Source organism: Leifsonia sp. GW821-FHT13C09, assembly GCF_058806435.1.
In genome coordinates, this window is sequence record NZ_JBXAPS010000001.1 from 1,437,613 (window position 1) to 1,452,508 (window position 14,896).

Consider the following 14,896-nt stretch of genomic DNA (forward strand, 5'->3'; position numbering starts at 1 on the left):
TGATTCAGGGATGGACGATCAGTTCCCCTTCGTGCAGGTCTGCTGCGCCGCGGTCTGACCGGTGACGTTCGAGGGGAGGCTGACCGCCGACGACGTCGGGGCCGGGGTGCTTCCGCTCGTCGCGCTCGGCGCGGGGGTCGCCGCCGCGGTGGGCGCGCTCGGAGCCGTGGACGGCGAGGGCGTCGCCGACACCGTCGCGTTGCCCGTCGTCCCGGTGAGCTGCACCGGGGTGTCGGTGGCGAGCGCCTGCTTCAGCGCGTCCGCCCCGGTCGGCTCCGGCACCACCCGGTTGACGTTCTCCGGGTCCGTCATCGCCGGGTACTGGAGGAAGACGAAGTCGCTCAGCGGCACGCTCTTCAGCGCGAGCCCGATCGACACCAGGGTGGTCGGGGAGGACATCGTGTCCGAAAGCGTGAGGTTGGAGGTCGCGGCCTTCGCGAGTGTGAACAGCGTCAGCGGGTTGGCCAGCACGCCCGCGCTGGTCACCTTGCGCAGCAGCGACGACAGGAAGAGCTGCTGGTTGCTGATCCGGCCGAGGTCGCTGCCGTCGCCGACGCCGTGACGGCTGCGGACGAACGCGAGCGCCTGGGCGCCGACCAGGGTCTGCTGGCCCGCCGGCAGGTTCAGCCCGACGTAGGGGTCCTTGAGCGGGGTGGCGAGGCAGACGGTGACGCCGCCGACGGCGTTGGACATCGCCGAGACGCCGTCGAAGCTGACTTCCGCCGCGTACGGGATGCTGAGGCCGGTGAGCGCCTCCGCCGTGAGCACGACACAGGACAGACCGCCCGTGGACAGCGTGGTGTTGAACTGGGCCTTGTCCTGAGGCGAGGTGGAGCGGCCGCCCGAGGTCGGGCAGGACGGGATCGGCACCATCAGGTCGCGCGGGATGCTGATCACCGTCGCGTGCTGGTGGTCGGCCGAGAGGTGCAGGACCATCGTGACGTCGTTGTTGCCGGCGCCCGAGCTTCCGGCGAGCTCCTGAGCGGACGAGAACTGGCCGCCCTGGCCGGTGCGCGTGTCCGTTCCGGCCAGGAGGATGTTGACAGCGCCGGACTCCGCGCTGACACTGGGCGCGGCGACGGCCTTGCCCGCCGCGGAGACCAGGTGGACCGAGGGCTTCAGCGAGCGGACGGTGTCCTGCACCGCGTACGCGGCGACGGCCCCGGCGGAGACCACGGCGACGGCGACGATGCCGGCGAGCAGCCGCGCGACCGGTCCGCGGGCGCGACGGACCGGAAGACGGCCGTGCCGTACCGGTGCCGGTCGCTCGACCGCGGAATGCCTCATCCTTCGAAGCTAAGGCAGCAATCTGCGCGAAACCTTTTCCGCGGGTGAGGAATCTGCAAGGATCCTCATCCTGCGAGCGGGCCACACGCACGAGCGCCGCCCGGCGGGAGCCGGACGGCGCTCGAGGTCAGGACCGTTGACTACTTCACGTCCTCGTCGACCCAGTCGAAGGTCTTCGTGACGGCCTTCTTCCAGAGGCGCAGCTGACGGTCGCGCTCGGCGTCGTCCATCTTCGGCTCCCAGCGGCGGTCCTCCTGCCAGTTCTTGCGGAGGTCGTCGAGGTTCTCCCAGAAGCCCACCGCGAGCCCGGCCGCGTAGGCTGCGCCGAGGGCGGTGGTCTCCGCGACGACCGGACGCACGACCGGAACGCCGAGGATGTCGGCCTGGAACTGCATCAGAGTGTTGTTGGCGATCATGCCGCCGTCCACCTTCAGCTCGGTCAGGTCCACGCCGGAGTCGGCGTTGACCGCGTCCAGCACCTCGCGGGTCTGGAAGGCCGTGGCCTCCAGGGCGGCGCGGGCGATGTGGCCCTTGTTCACGTAGCGCGTGAGGCCGACGAGGGCGCCACGCGCGTCCGCGCGCCAGTACGGCGCGAACAGGCCCGAGAACGCCGGTACGAAGTACGCGCCGCCGTTGTCCTCGACGGTCTTCGCCAGGTCCTCGATCTCGGGGGCGCTGGAGATGATGCCGAGGTTGTCGCGCAGCCACTGCACCAGCGAGCCGGTGACGGCGATCGAGCCCTCCAGGGCGTAGTGCGGCTTGTCGTCGCCCAGCTTGTAGCCGAGCGTCGTCAGGAGGCCGTTCTTGGAGTGGACGATCTCCTCACCCGTGTTGAAGATGAGGAAGTTGCCGGTGCCGTAGGTGTTCTTGGACTCGCCCGGATCGAAGGCCGCCTGGCCGAACGTGGCCGCCTGCTGGTCGCCGAGGATGCCCGCGACGGGCACCTCGCGCAGCAGGCTGGAGGACTCCACCGTACCGTAGACCTCGGACGAGGCCTTGATCTCGGGGAGCATCGAGCGGGGCACACCGAACACCTCGAGGATGTCGTCGCGCCAGCTGAGGGTCTCCAGGTCCATGAACATGGTGCGGGAGGCGTTGGTCACGTCGGTGGCGTGCACGCCGCCGTCCGGGCCGCCGGTGAGGTTCCAGAGCACCCAGGCGTCGGTGTTGCCGAACAGCAGGTCGCCGCGCTCGGCGCGCTCGCGGGCGCCCTCCACGTTCTCCAGGATCCAGGCGATCTTCGTGCCGGAGAAGTAGGTGGCCAGCGGGAGGCCGACGATCTGCTTGAACCGCTCGACGCCGCCGTCCGCCGCCAGGCGGTCGACGATCGGCTGGGTGCGGGTGTCCTGCCAGACGATGGCGTTGTAGACGGGCTCACCGGTGTTCTTGTCCCAGACCACCGCGGTCTCGCGCTGGTTCGTGATGCCCACCGCCGCGATGTCGTGACGGGTCAGGTCCGCCTTGGAGAGGGCCTGGCCGATCACCTCGCGGGTGTTGTTCCAGATCTCCTTCGGGTCGTGCTCGACCCAGCCGGCCTTCGGGAAGATCTGCTCGTGCTCGAGCTGTCCGGTCGAGACGATCGACCCGGACTTGTCGAAGATGATCGCCCGGGTGCTGGTGGTGCCCTGGTCGATGGCGACGACGTAGTCGGCCATAGGTAACTCCTTTGTTTGGTGGTGGGACTGAAGAGGGCCGGTCGGGGTCTCCCCCGGCCGGCCCCCGGGTGTTACTTGGTGAGGATCGGAAGCAGCAGCAGCGCCAGCCAGCCGGCGAGCAGGCCGCCGATGACCGGGCCCACGACCGGGACCCAGGAGTAGGACCAGTCGCTGGTGCCCTTGCCCCGGATGGGGAGCACGGCGTGCGCGATGCGCGGACCGAGGTCACGTGCTGGGTTGATCGCGTACCCCGTCGGACCACCGAGGCTGGCGCCGATGCCGACCACGAGGAGGGCGACGGGCAGGGCGCCGAGGGCGGCGAGTCCCGCCGCGGTCCCCGGCTGGTGGCCGAAGGCGATCACGACGAACACCAGCACGAAGGTGCCGATGATCTCGGTGACGAGGTTCCACGCGTAGCTGCGGATCGCAGGTCCGGTCGAGAAGACGCCGAGCTTGTTGCCCGGGTCCGGCTCCTCGTCGAAGTGCTTCTTGTACGCCAGGAACGTCAGGCAGGCGCCGATGAAGGCTCCGATGAACTGGGCGACGATATAGAGGAGGATCGTCACGAAGTTGACCGGCACCAGCGTGTGCCCGGCGGCGCTGCCGAACGCCTTGGCGCCGTTGGCCACTAGGCCGAGCGTCACCGCGGGGTTCAGGTGGGCGCCCGAGTTGTATGCGACGACGACACCTGAGAAGACCGCGATGCCCCAGCCGAAGTTCACCATCAGGAACCCGCCGTTGAAGCCCTTGTTCTTGATCAGGGCGACGTTCGCGACGACACCAGTACCGAGAAGCACCAGCATTGCCGTTCCGCACAACTCTGACAGGAAATCAATACCGATATTGTCCACGTTGACCTTCCAGTTGTTCAGTTGACCCGCACCCTGTCGTGCGATGGTGTGGCTCTCGCCAGGGTGGGCCTTTGAACGCTATTGCGGTCGGGTCCGCCCGGGCAAGGACCGTTCAATGCACGTTCGTGCATTATCGGAGCGCTGCGGCCTCGCTCCCGTCCCCCGACGCCAGGTTCACCCGGTGGGCGGCTGCCAGTTCCGCTTGGAACGCATCTTCCTCCTCCGCGCGCCGGTTTGGCGACCATCCGAGGGCGTTTGCGACGATTTCCCCGATCTCGTGGACCAGCGGGATCGAGACCGATCCGGTGAACGCGAGGCTCGTGCGGCGCAGGAAGACGTCCGACAGGTGGGCCACGCGCTCCGTGCGCACGAGGTGGTCGACCTCCGCGCGGGAGTAGTCGGGGGCCGCCGCGAGCGGCGCGTCCTCGCCCTCCCAGCCCGCGATGGCGTCGATGACGAAGGCGGCCTTGGTGCCGTAGCGGTGCAGCAGAACGCTCGCGCGGGCCGCGCCCACGTCCGCGCCGTAGCGGGCGATCCAGTCGCGCTCGGCCTGCGGGGTGGCCGGGAAGCCTGCGCCGCCGCCGATCGGGAGCCCGAGGGTGGCGACCGTGCGGGTCATGCCGAGTGCCGCCAGAGTCTCGGTCGCGAGGTGCTCGCTCAGGGCGCGGAACGTCGTCCACTTGCCGCCCACCAGGCTGAGCACGGTGGTGTCGCCGAGGCCTGCGATCGTGCCGGGCACGATCCGGTAGTCGCGGGAGACGAAGCCGGGCGCGGTGTCGTCGTGGTGCGGCAGCGGGCGCACCCCGGAGAAGCTGTAGACGATCTGCTCGCGGGTGACCGGGATCGTTGGGAAAACGTGCGCGACCAGCTCGATGAAGTAGTCGATCTCGTCCTCGGTGCACACCGCGGGCACCGCCATGTCGGCTTCGAGGTCGGTCGTGCCGACCATGACCTTGCCCTTCAGCGGGTAGATGAGGACGATGCGGCCGTCGTTGTTCTCGAAGAAGATCTCCCGGCCGTCGCACGCCTCCAGCAGCTCCGGGCTGTCGAGGACGATGTGCGAGCCCTTGGTGCCGCCCATGAACTGCGTCGCCTGGCCGAGGGCCGCGTTGGTGAGGTCGGTCCACGGACCGGAGGCGTTCACGACGACATCGGCGGTGATCGTGAACTCGTCGCCGGTCTCCCTGTCGCGGACGAGCACCCCGCCGTCCTGCGCTCCGACGGCCTCCAGGTAGTTGGCGGCACGGGCGTGCGGGCCGGCGGCGAGGCCGTCGGCGAGGACGTCGAGCGCGAGCCGCTCCGGGTCGTGCACCGACGCGTCGAAGTAGGTGGCCGTGTATTTCAGGCCCGGATTGAGCTTCGGGAGGGTCTCGAGCGACTTGCGGCGGCCGTGGAAGGTGTGCCGCGGCACCGTGCCGCCCTCGCGCGAGAACGTGTCGTAGATCGTCAGGCCGGTCTTGATCAGGAACGCGCCGCGCTCCTTCGGCTTGCCCTGTTTGTGGGTGAGGAAACGCAGCGGCGCGGCGAGGATGCCGGAGAAGGTGGAGTAGATCGGGATCGTGGTCTGCAGCGGCTTGACGTAGTGCGGCGCGATCTTCAGCAGCCCGTTGCGCTCCGTCACCGACTCCTTGACCAGGCGGAACTCGCCGTTCTCCAGGTAGCGGATGCCGCCGTGAATCATGTGGCTGGAGGCCGCGGACGCGCCCGACACGAAGTCGTTGCGCTCCACGAGCACGACGTCGACGCCTTGCAGGGCGAGGTCGCGGAAGGTGCCGAGCCCGTTGATTCCGCCGCCGACGATGACGACCTGGGCGTGCGGGCGCTCGCGGAGCTGCTGGACCTCGGGGCGGACATTGGACTGCGTCGTCACGGTGACTCCTGGTGCTTCTACTGAACGGCGGTGGGTTTCGCTATAGTCTTCGATGCCGGCACAACTTCGATCAAGCCGGGTGCACATACGTGCAGCGCCATCCCGAACCCATAGGCAGCAGTACCCGAAAGCAGAAGGCGGTCCCCGAATGTCCGCACCCGACACCCAGAACCTCCCCGAGAAGGTCCGCGACGCCCTGAAGGCGGGGCACCTCTACTACATGCAGGACCTGACGATGGAGGCCATCGCCCACGAGATGCACACCTCGCGGTCCAGCGTCTCCCGGCTCCTCTCCTATGCGCGCGCGTCCGGGCTGGTCACCATCCAGATCGCCCAGCCGCACGAGGGCGCCACCCGTGTGCAGCAGGAACTGCACGCCCGCTACGGCATCGGAGCGCACATCGTCCCGATGCCCAGCGCGATCAGCGACGTCGACCGGCTCGAGCGCGTCGCCATCTCCGCTGCACGAATTCTCGACCGCTTCATCGACTCCAACATGACGGTCGGCGTGGCGTGGGGCTCGACGATGAGCGCACTGAGCCGCCACCTCATCCCGAAGGACCTGCACAATGTGGAGTTCGTGCAGCTCAACGGGGCGGGCAACACCTACACGACCGGTGTGCTCTACGCGTCGGAGATCCTGCGCCGGTTCGGCGACACGTACTCCGGGACGATCCAGGAGTTCCCGGTGCCCGCGCTGTTCGACGACCCGCAGACCAAGCAGGCGATGTGGCGGGAGCGCAGCACACGGCGCATCCTCGACATCCAGGAGCGGATGGACGTCGCACTCTTCGGCCTCGGCTCGCCGTTCTCAGAGGTGCGCTCTCACGTCTACGCGGGCGGCTACCTCGACCCGGAGGACTATGCGTCGCTGGACGCGTCCGGGGTGGTCGGCGACGTGGCGACGGTGTTCTTCCGCGAAGACGGCAGCCACCACGGCATCCCGCTCAACGAGCGGGCCAGCGGGCCGGACATCGACCTGATCAAGCGGGTGCCGCGCCGGGTCTGCATCGTCTCCGGGCCGTCGAAGGTCCACAGCCTGCGCGGGGCGCTCGCGGCGGGGCTGATCACGGATCTGATCGTGGACGAGGGGACGGCGCGGGCGCTGGCGGATATTGCGGAGCCGCAGGGGACGGTGGAGCCGGTGGAGCACGCAGCCTGACGTCATCTGAAATTTAACCTTCCAACTGCAATCTAACGTTTGTAGTGTTGGAGTGGCGATCGGAGTCGGGTCGCGCATTCAACGATGAAGGGAAACACCATGACCTTTGGGTTCAACGCCCTCCGTGCCGCCGTGGCTGCGGCACTTGCGGGCACACTCGTCTTCTCCGGCGCCCTCGCCGCCCAGGCCGACGACGTGACCGCGGAGACGGAGACAATTACCGTCGGGATGGTCCCGTCCGGATTCGACTCCGCCGTCGCGGAAGCGAACGGTTACCAGATCGTCACGGACAGCGATGGTCAGCAGCGTTCGGTCGCCGTGAGTCCCGAAGCCATCCGGTTCGAGAAGTCACTCGCGATGAGCCGGACCACCTGGGTCGAGGGCCCCTGCGGCAACTCGTGGATCAACGCTGTCAGTCGCGGCAACTCGAAATTCATCTCCACTGGTTTCGTCGTCCCGCGGCCGGTGATTGCCAAGAACTGGACCGTGCAGGTGTGGGGATGGTCGGGCACGCCCTCGTACTGGTGGGGCGGCGCGAGCGGGTCCTCCTGGAGCAGTAGCTGGTCGTTCTCGATGCCCGGGGACGGCTTCGCGAACGTGCTCCCAGGCTCCAACGTCGTCATGAACAACGGGGCCGTCTGCGCATCCGGATCGCCGGGAGAGAATTTCCACTCCTGACCGAACCAGGACGACGAGCGGGTGTCATCCCGAATATGGCACCCGCTCGTTCAATCCCGCCCGAACGAGCGCAGCGCCTCCGTGTAGCCGACCACGTCGCGGCGGGTGACGGTCGAAACGACCAACGTCGCCGCGGAGAGCTTCCGCCAGTACGCGCCGGCGAGAGGGAGCTCGATGACCGTCCGCAGCCCGCGTCGCCAGGCGACGCGGACATCATCGACGACCGTCCTCTCCGCATTGTGGAAATCGGGCGCCCCTCGCCACGAACGCACGCCCTCGCCGACATCGAGACCGAACTCCTCCGCGAACGCTCCGATGTCGGGCGCAGCCCAGAGTTCGGGATGCTCCGCCACCGCGAGCGGGTCGAGCTCATGCACACGCCGCGAGTTCTCGAGGCTGTCCTTCCAGAGCTTCTCCCAGGTCCCGACCAATCGGTGGTCATCCGAGGAAATCGGTTCACCGGGAAGCGCCGCGGGCGGCAACGACGGCTCGGCGTTTCCCACCGCCATGTGGCGCAACCACAAGAGGTCGATGAGGTTCGCACCGTCGGACACGCGAATCGTCATGTCGTCCGGCCACTCGTTGGCGTCGCTTCCGTTTTCGTACCGCATCGTCGCTCCTCACTGGCTGTGCAACATCTTCCATCATCACTGAGAAATCTGAAACCCCAACCTTCGCCGAGCCTACCAACTGCGCGCCGTCAGCGCTCCCCACGGGCATCCCCTCCATGTCCGCATATGTCCGGGAATACTTCCCCCGTTCCAGCGTTGATCTACACTCGACAACAGAAGAACGTGCTCCGGGGTCGGTGAGAGTCCGAACCGGCGGTGACAGTCCGCGAGCGGGAGGCGAGAGCCCCCTGCTGAGCCGGTGGAATTCCGGCACCGACGGTAATGCGTGCAGGCAGGAGCCTGGGCGCTCAGTCCGGATGGGAGGCGCACGTCGGCGGTCGACGACCGCCGCGAACGCGAGCTTTCGGCTCCAGCGACCCCGGCATCACGTCTCACATGACGAGAGAGATCTCGCAGCGAGAGACAGGACGACGCCCGGATGACCCGGACTGGAGAATGGGAAGCGGCGATGCGCACCGCGCTGCGGCTCGCCGAGGGCGGCCCGGCCACTGGTGTGAACCCGCGCGTCGGCTGCGTCATCCTCGACGCCGAGGGCCGCGCGATCGCAGAGGGCTTCCACCGCGGCGCCGGCACGGCGCACGCCGAGGTCGACGCGCTCAGCAGCCTCCCCGAGGGCGGCGCACGCGGCGCGACGGCCGTCGTCACCCTGGAGCCCTGCAACCACTGGGGGCTCACGGGCCCCTGCTCGGAGGCTTTGATCGCCGCCGGCGTCGCTCGCGTGGTCTACGCTGTCGCCGACCCGGGCCGGCACTCCAGCGGTGGGGCCGAGCGGCTCCGGGAGGCCGGCGTCGAGGTGGTCGGCGGAGTGCTCGCGGACGAGGCCGAGCGCTTCCTCGGCGACTGGCTGACGGCCGCGCGGCTCGGCCGGCCGCACATCACGGTCAAGTGGGCCAGCACCCTCGACGGACGCACGGCCGCCACCGACGGCACCAGCCGGTGGATCACCGGCGCCGCGGCCCGGCAGCGCGTGCACGAGCAGCGGGAGGCCTCCGACGCGATCGTCGTCGGCACCGGCACCGTGCTCGCCGACGACCCGAGCCTGACGGCGCGCGGGGACGCGGGCGAGCTGCTCGCGAAGCAGCCGACGCCGGTCGTGGTCGGCACGCGCGCGGTTCCGAAGGACGCCGCGGTGTTCCGGCACCCGCATCCCGTGATCTTCGAGGGCACCCACGACCTCCACGAGGTGGTCGCGGACCTGCGCCAGCGCGGCTTCCGCCGGGTCTACGTGGAGGGCGGCCCGACCCTCGCGAGCGCGTTCGTCGCCGCGGGGCTCGTCGACGAGTACGCGATCTACCTCGCGCCGTCACTGCTCGGCGGCCCGAAGCTCGCGCTCGGCGACATCGGCGCGGAAACCATCGGCGACCAGCGCAAGTTGCGCATCCTCGACGTCGAGCGACTCGGCGTCGACCTCTACCTGCGGGCCGTGCCCGTCCAGACCACCCCTCAGGAGGCGTGAGCGTGTTCACCGGAATCATCGAAGAGCTGGGCGAGGTCGTCGCCGTCGAGCGCGACGCCGACGCGATGCGGATCACCGTGCGCGGGCCGCTCGCGGTCAGCGACGCGGGGCACGGCGACTCCATCTCGGTCAGCGGCGTCTGCCTCACCGTGATCGGCCAGGACGCCGAGACGTTCACGGCCGACGTCATGGCGGAGACGCTCGCGATGAGCACCCTCGACGACGTCGCGCCCGGTCGGCGCGTCAACCTGGAGCGTGCCGCGCAGGTCGGCGACCGCCTCGGCGGCCACATCGTCCAGGGTCACATCGACGGCACCGCGACCGTGCTCTCCATCGAGGACGGCAGCGCTTGGCGCGTGGTCCGGCTCAGCCTCGACCCCGCGCACGCGCCGCTCGTCGCGCGCAAGGGCTCGATCGCCATCGACGGCGTCTCGCTCACCGTCAGCGGCGTCGGCGGCGGCCGCGAGGACGGCTGGTTCGAGGTCTCGCTCATCCCGGAGACGCTTGCCGCCACGACGCTCGGCGACCGGGTCCCCGGCGACCGCGTGAACATCGAGACCGACATCCTCGCCCGGCACGTGGAGCGGATGCTCGCGCTCGAGCCTGACTTCGCCGCCCGGTTCTCCCCCCACACCGCAGCAGCCACCGAGACCGCGACCGACACAGCGGCCGCCACCGCAGCAGCCACCCAGACGCTGACAGAACGGAGTGCGTCATGACGCTCGCCACCATCCCCGAGGCCCTCACCGAGCTGCGCGCCGGCCGGCCCGTCATCGTGGTCGACAACGAGAGCCGCGAGAACGAGGGCGATGTCGTCATCGCCGCCGAGCTCGCCAGCCAGGAGTGGATCGCCTGGACCGTGCGCAACTCGTCCGGCTTCATCTGCGCACCGATGACGAACGAGATCGCCGACCGCCTGGAACTGCCGGTGATGGTCGCGAACAACGAGGACGCGCGCGGCACCAACTACACGGTGAGCGTCGACGCCGCCAACCGGCTGTCCACGGGCATCAGCGCGGCCGACCGCGCGCACACCCTGCGCGTGCTCGCCGACACGGAGTCCACGCCCGCCAGCCTGCACCGGCCCGGCCACATCATGCCGCTGCGCGCGGTCGACGGCGGCGTGCGGGAGCGCGACGGCCACACCGAGGCCGCGGTCGACCTGCTGAAGCTCGCCGGGCTGAACCCGGTCGGCGCCATCTCCGAGATCGTCGCGGACGACGGCGAGATGATGCGCCTTCCCGGCCTGCTGGAGCTCGGTGAGCGCGAGGGCGTCCTGGTGATCACCATCGAGGCGCTGATCGCGTACCTGCAGGAGTTCCACTGCGACCAGCAGCTCGCCTCCCCCGCGCCCATCCCGGAGTCGTCGCGGGTGATCTTCGAGGTCGAGACGACCGTCCCCACCACGAACGGCACCTTCCGCATGCGCGCCTACCGCGACCGGATGACCGGCGCCGACCATGTCGCCATCGTCTCGGGCACGCCTGCCGCCGAGGGCACATTGGTGCGGGTGCACTCGGAGTGCCTGACCGGTGAGGCGTTCGGCTCGCTCAAGTGCGAGTGCGGCCCGCAGCTCGACGCGGCGCTCGCCACCATCCAGCGCGAGGGCGGCGTCGTCGTCTACCTGCGCGGACACGAGGGCCGCGGCATCGGCCTGATCAACAAGCTGCGCGCCTACAAGCTCCAGGAGGACGGCCTCGACACGCTCGACGCGAACCTGGCGCTGGGCCTGCCGATCGACGCGCGCGACTACGGCGCGGCGACCGCGATCCTGCAGGACCTCGGCATCGAATCGGTGCGCCTGCTGACCAACAACCCCGAGAAGGTGCGCCAGCTCGAGGAGCACGGGATCACGGTCGACGAGCGCGTGCCGCTCGTCGTCGGCGTCGGCGTGTTCAACGAGGGCTACCTGGAGACCAAGCGCGACCGCATGGGTCATGTGATCGCCGAAATCGACCCCGAAGAAGACGCTGCGATCGCGGCGGAGAGGACAGCACGATGAGCGGAGCCGGAGCGCCCAACGCAGCAGAGGCCGTCGACGGGAGCGGCCTGCGGGTCGTCGTCGTCGCCGGAACCTGGCACGAGCAGATCACCGACGGCCTGATCGCGGGGGCGACCCGCACGCTGGAGGCGGCGGGCGCCGACTACTCGCTCGTGCGCGTGCCCGGCAGCTTCGAACTCCCCGTGGTCAGCAAGGCGGCGCTGGAGTCCGGCGCCGACGCGGTCGTCGCGCTCGGCGTGATCATCCGCGGCGGCACCCCGCACTTCGAATACGTGTCATCGGCGGCGACCGACGGCCTCACCCGGGTGGCGCTCGACACCGGCAAGCCGGTCGGCTTCGGCGTGCTCACCCTGGACGACGAGGCGCAGGGCATCGACCGCGCCGGCCTCCCCGGGTCCAAGGAGGACAAGGGCGAGGAGGCCGCGCACGCGGCGCTCGTGACCGCGATCGCGCTGCGGGAGCTGCGCGGCTGAGGGCCGGGAGGCTACGGCTTCCAGACCATCAGCACGACCACGGCGACCAGCAGCAGGCTGGCCACGCCGGAGCCCGCGGCGATCGCCGGGTACTTGGTGGGCGCTGCCTTCGTGGGTGCTGCCTTCGACGCCGTCGCCGTCTCGCCGGCCGGCGCGGTACTGGCGGCCTGGAGGGCCTCGGCGGCGCGGCGCATGGTCGGCACGACCAGGAACAGCGTCAGGCCTAGGGCGATCACGTAGAGGACGATCGACCAGAGGATCCACGGCGTCGCGATGCTCAGGTCGTACTTCTTGTCGGCGAGTCCCATCACGCCGAAGCCGAAGAAGACCACCAGCAGCGACAGCAGCGCGATCAGGTTGGTCGACTTGGCGAGCACCTCCACCTGACCGGCATTGCCCGCCCGCACCGCGCGCATCGCCGTCATCGGCAGGATGGCCATCGGACCCACGATGAACACAGCGGACACGACGTGCAGGACGGCGAAAAGGGTTTCCATGCCTCCACCCTAGCGAGCGATGCGAGTGCCCCGATTCGGCCGGGCCACGCGAGCGGCATAGGGTGAGAGGGACGCCACAAGCGTCCCGTCCCCCTTTTTCCCGCCCGCGCGACGCCCGACCGACGCCCACGCTCTGCGGCCCTTCGTCACGTCACCGGAAGTTCTGCACGCATGTCCACGACGGCCTCCGTCATCTCCCCCGCCCCCGCCAACACCCGCGGCCGCGTCATCCTCGCCAGCCTCATCGGCACCTCGATCGAGTTCTACGACTTCTACGTCTACGCCACCGCGGCGGTGCTCGTCTTCCCGTCGCTGTTCTTCACCAGCGAGGACCCGACCGCCGCCCTCCTGTCGTCCTTCGCCGTGTTCGGCGTCGCCTTCATCGCGCGCCCTGTCGGCTCCATCCTGTTCGGCCACTTCGGCGACCGGATCGGCCGCAAGGGCACCCTCGTCGGCTCGCTGCTGACGATGGGCATCGCGACGGTGCTGATCGGCTGCCTCCCGACCGCGCACGTGCCCGGCTGGGAGTTCTGGGCGCCCTTCCTGCTCGTCGTCATGCGGTTCTGCCAGGGGCTCGGGCTCGGCGGCGAGTGGAGCGGCGCGGCACTGCTCGCCACCGAGAACGCTCCGGCCGGCAAGCGCGCGATCTACGGCACGTTCCCGCAGCTCGGGGCGCCGATCGGCTTCATCGTCGCCAACCTGCTGTTCCTGGTGCTCAGCCTCAGCATCGACGCCGAGCAGTTCGCGGCGTGGGGCTGGCGGGTGCCGTTCCTGCTGAGCGCGGTGCTGGTCATCGTCGGGCTGTACGTGCGGCTGAAGCTGGTGGAGACCCCGGCCTTCCAGAAGGTCGTGGACACCGGCGAGGTGGCGAAGCTGCCGCTGGCGCGCGTGTTCCGGACGAGCTGGCGGCAGATCGTGCTCGGCACGTTCATCATGCTGGCGACCTATGTGCTGTTCTATCTGATGACGGCGTTCACGCTCACCTACGGGACCACCGCCGCGACCCCGGCCGCCGCCCAGGCCGCCGCCGAGAAGGCCGGCAAGACGTTCTCCGCCGCAGGCTTCGTGCCGGGGCTCGGCTATGCGCGCAACGAGTTCCTGGTCATGCTCATCGTCGGTGTGGTGTTCTTCGGCGTCTTCACGCTCGTAGCCGGCCCGCTGGCCGAGCGCTTCGGCCGCCGGAAGACGCTGATCTGGGTGACGCTCGGGATCATCCTCTTCGGCCTGCTGTTCGTCCCGCTGTTCGCCGGCGGAATGGTCGGCACGATGGCGCTGCTGATCGTGGGCTTCACGCTCATGGGCCTCACCTTCGGGCCGATGGGTGCGGAGCTGCCCGAGCTGTTCCCGACCAACGTCCGGTACACGGGTTCGGCCATCGCGTACAACCTGGCCAGCGTGCTCGGCGCGGCGGTCGCGCCCACCATCGCGGTGTGGCTGTGGACGATCGGCGGCGGCAGCACGGTGTGGGTGGGCGTCTACCTGTCCGGCGCCGGTGTGCTGACGCTCGTCGCGCTGCTGCTGTCGAAGGAGACCCGCGACATCGAGTTCACCGACAACGTGAGCTGACTCCCTCCGCCGAAGGGCACGGCGGTCGAGTGGTTCACGCAGCGGCGTAGGGGTGCTCTGCACCGTCGCGGGTGTTGTGGACGTTCCAGTAGTGCTGGGCGATGGTGTCGGGCTGGGTTTCCGGGCCGCCGGCTCCGATCCAGGCGAAGATCGGCACGTGGGCCACGTAGACGCCGGTTCCGGCAGTGGCCTGGTGCAGCTTGAGGGCGTAGGTGCGGAGCGCGCCGGATCCGATGGCGGTGGCGGCGAACTCGGGTTGTCCGGCCAGCGGGTCCAAGGATGATCCTCCGGTGGTGTAGAGGATGGTCCCCGAGTCGCGCTCGAGCATGCCGGGCAGAACCTGCTGGGTCGCGGCGATTCCGCCGTAAAGGTAATAGTCGATTTGCGGTTGGATGTTGTCGCGGTCGGCTTCCAGAGGGGTCGCGTTCCGGAGTCCGGGCACGGGGTTGTGCGGGGCGGGCGAGTACTCGAGCACGTCGATGGGGCCGAAGCGCTCTGCGATGCGGCCGAAGGCGGCAGCGACGGAGGCGGGGGCCATGACGTCGGCGGCGAAGCCTGCGGCTTCGACCCCGGCGTCGGTCAGCTGGGCGGCGAGGTCGTCGAGCTTAGCCTGCGTCCGGGAGACGAGGGCGACGGAGAAGCCGTGGCCGCCGAAGACCTTGGCGATGGACAGTCCGAGGCCGGATCCGGCTCCGACGATGGCGATGGTGGGCATTTCTGGTTCCCTTCGATTGCTTACATACTTGTGGTGCGGCAGCAGACTGGAA

The 14,896-nt window shown here is 69.4% G+C and carries 14 protein-coding genes and 1 riboswitch; of the genes, 7 read left to right on the plus strand and 7 right to left on the minus strand.

Annotated elements, in window-relative coordinates:
• Window positions 1-18: 18 nt before the first annotated feature.
• The 4 genes from AC1ROW_RS06990 to AC1ROW_RS07005 all read right to left on the minus strand — a co-directional run bounded on the left by AC1ROW_RS06990 (window position 19) and on the right by AC1ROW_RS07005 (window position 5,663).
• Window positions 19-1,287, minus strand: coding sequence for an LCP family protein (locus AC1ROW_RS06990; protein WP_493018109.1), 1,269 nt, complete (start codon window positions 1,285-1,287; stop codon window positions 19-21).
• A gap of 140 nt (window positions 1,288-1,427) precedes the next feature.
• Window positions 1,428-2,942 carry a glycerol kinase GlpK gene (gene glpK / locus AC1ROW_RS06995; protein ID WP_493018110.1) on the minus strand — a complete coding sequence of 505 codons (1,515 nt, stop codon included), beginning with the start codon at window positions 2,940-2,942 and terminating at the stop codon, window positions 1,428-1,430.
• A 71-nt stretch (window positions 2,943-3,013) separates the two neighbouring features.
• The gene (locus AC1ROW_RS07000; RefSeq protein WP_493018111.1) at window positions 3,014-3,793 is read right to left on the minus strand and encodes an MIP/aquaporin family protein; all 780 of its coding nucleotides are present in this window, start codon (window positions 3,791-3,793) and stop codon (window positions 3,014-3,016) included.
• 130 nt (window positions 3,794-3,923) lie between these two features.
• Window positions 3,924-5,663 (minus strand): glycerol-3-phosphate dehydrogenase/oxidase, encoded by a 1,740-nt coding sequence (locus AC1ROW_RS07005; RefSeq protein WP_493018112.1) that lies wholly within the window; start codon window positions 5,661-5,663, stop codon window positions 3,924-3,926.
• Between the two features lie 148 nt (window positions 5,664-5,811).
• Between AC1ROW_RS07005 and AC1ROW_RS07010 the strand changes: the two genes are divergently transcribed.
• Window positions 5,812-6,825, plus strand: a complete 1,014-nt coding sequence (locus AC1ROW_RS07010; protein ID WP_493018113.1) for a sugar-binding transcriptional regulator — start codon at window positions 5,812-5,814, stop codon at window positions 6,823-6,825.
• A gap of 99 nt (window positions 6,826-6,924) precedes the next feature.
• Window positions 6,925-7,503 carry a hypothetical protein gene (locus tag AC1ROW_RS07015; protein WP_493018114.1) on the plus strand — a complete coding sequence of 193 codons (579 nt, stop codon included), beginning with the start codon at window positions 6,925-6,927 and terminating at the stop codon, window positions 7,501-7,503.
• Window positions 7,504-7,553: 50 nt separating this feature from the next.
• Here AC1ROW_RS07015 and AC1ROW_RS07020 read toward each other — a convergent pair whose 3' ends face one another.
• A complete protein-coding gene (locus tag AC1ROW_RS07020) occupies window positions 7,554-8,114 on the minus strand; it encodes a hypothetical protein (RefSeq protein ID WP_493018115.1) in 561 nt (186 codons plus the stop codon).
• A gap of 180 nt (window positions 8,115-8,294) precedes the next feature.
• Window positions 8,295-8,447: riboswitch (FMN riboswitch) on the plus strand.
• Window positions 8,448-8,553: 106 nt separating this feature from the next.
• Here AC1ROW_RS07020 and ribD point away from each other — a divergent pair.
• The 4 genes from ribD to ribH are packed head-to-tail and all read left to right on the plus strand — an operon-like array spanning window position 8,554 to window position 12,066.
• The gene (gene ribD / locus AC1ROW_RS07025; RefSeq protein WP_493018116.1) at window positions 8,554-9,591 is read left to right on the plus strand and encodes a bifunctional diaminohydroxyphosphoribosylaminopyrimidine deaminase/5-amino-6-(5-phosphoribosylamino)uracil reductase RibD; all 1,038 of its coding nucleotides are present in this window, start codon (window positions 8,554-8,556) and stop codon (window positions 9,589-9,591) included.
• A gap of 2 nt (window positions 9,592-9,593) precedes the next feature.
• Window positions 9,594-10,310: a riboflavin synthase gene (locus tag AC1ROW_RS07030; RefSeq protein ID WP_493018375.1), complete on the plus strand. Its 717-nt coding sequence runs from the start codon at window positions 9,594-9,596 to the stop codon at window positions 10,308-10,310.
• Window positions 10,307-11,593, plus strand: a complete 1,287-nt coding sequence (ribA, locus tag AC1ROW_RS07035; RefSeq protein ID WP_493018117.1) for a GTP cyclohydrolase II — start codon at window positions 10,307-10,309, stop codon at window positions 11,591-11,593. The genes AC1ROW_RS07030 and ribA overlap by 4 nt, the downstream gene beginning before the upstream one ends.
• Window positions 11,590-12,066, plus strand: coding sequence for a 6,7-dimethyl-8-ribityllumazine synthase (ribH, locus tag AC1ROW_RS07040; RefSeq protein ID WP_493018118.1), 477 nt, complete (start codon window positions 11,590-11,592; stop codon window positions 12,064-12,066). The genes ribA and ribH overlap by 4 nt, the downstream gene beginning before the upstream one ends.
• Before the next feature lie 11 nt (window positions 12,067-12,077).
• On the opposite strand, the gene AC1ROW_RS07045 is transcribed toward ribH, so the two are convergent.
• Complete coding sequence (locus tag AC1ROW_RS07045; protein ID WP_493018119.1) at window positions 12,078-12,563, minus strand: DUF2269 family protein; 486 nt, start codon at window positions 12,561-12,563, stop codon at window positions 12,078-12,080.
• A 171-nt stretch (window positions 12,564-12,734) separates the two neighbouring features.
• Between AC1ROW_RS07045 and AC1ROW_RS07050 the strand changes: the two genes are divergently transcribed.
• The gene (locus AC1ROW_RS07050; RefSeq protein ID WP_493018120.1) at window positions 12,735-14,129 is read left to right on the plus strand and encodes an MFS transporter; all 1,395 of its coding nucleotides are present in this window, start codon (window positions 12,735-12,737) and stop codon (window positions 14,127-14,129) included.
• Window positions 14,130-14,163: 34 nt separating this feature from the next.
• On the opposite strand, the gene AC1ROW_RS07055 is transcribed toward AC1ROW_RS07050, so the two are convergent.
• Complete coding sequence (locus AC1ROW_RS07055) at window positions 14,164-14,844, minus strand: SDR family NAD(P)-dependent oxidoreductase (RefSeq protein ID WP_493018121.1); 681 nt, start codon at window positions 14,842-14,844, stop codon at window positions 14,164-14,166.
• Window positions 14,845-14,896: the final 52 nt, after the last annotated feature.

Coding starts and splice junctions, on each gene's coding strand:
- AC1ROW_RS06990 (WP_493018109.1), bottom strand. CDS start 1,287: ATGAGGCATTCCGCGGTCGAGCGACCGGCACCGGTACGGCACGGCCGT.
- glpK (WP_493018110.1), bottom strand. CDS start 2,942: ATGGCCGACTACGTCGTCGCCATCGACCAGGGCACCACCAGCACCCGG.
- AC1ROW_RS07010 (WP_493018113.1), top strand. CDS start 5,812: ATGTCCGCACCCGACACCCAGAACCTCCCCGAGAAGGTCCGCGACGCC.
- AC1ROW_RS07015 (WP_493018114.1), top strand. CDS start 6,925: ATGACCTTTGGGTTCAACGCCCTCCGTGCCGCCGTGGCTGCGGCACTT.
- AC1ROW_RS07020 (WP_493018115.1), bottom strand. CDS start 8,114: ATGCGGTACGAAAACGGAAGCGACGCCAACGAGTGGCCGGACGACATG.
- ribD (WP_493018116.1), top strand. CDS start 8,554: ATGACCCGGACTGGAGAATGGGAAGCGGCGATGCGCACCGCGCTGCGG.
- ribA (WP_493018117.1), top strand. CDS start 10,307: ATGACGCTCGCCACCATCCCCGAGGCCCTCACCGAGCTGCGCGCCGGC.
- ribH (WP_493018118.1), top strand. CDS start 11,590: ATGAGCGGAGCCGGAGCGCCCAACGCAGCAGAGGCCGTCGACGGGAGC.
- AC1ROW_RS07045 (WP_493018119.1), bottom strand. CDS start 12,563: ATGGAAACCCTTTTCGCCGTCCTGCACGTCGTGTCCGCTGTGTTCATC.
- AC1ROW_RS07050 (WP_493018120.1), top strand. CDS start 12,735: ATGTCCACGACGGCCTCCGTCATCTCCCCCGCCCCCGCCAACACCCGC.
- AC1ROW_RS07055 (WP_493018121.1), bottom strand. CDS start 14,844: ATGCCCACCATCGCCATCGTCGGAGCCGGATCCGGCCTCGGACTGTCC.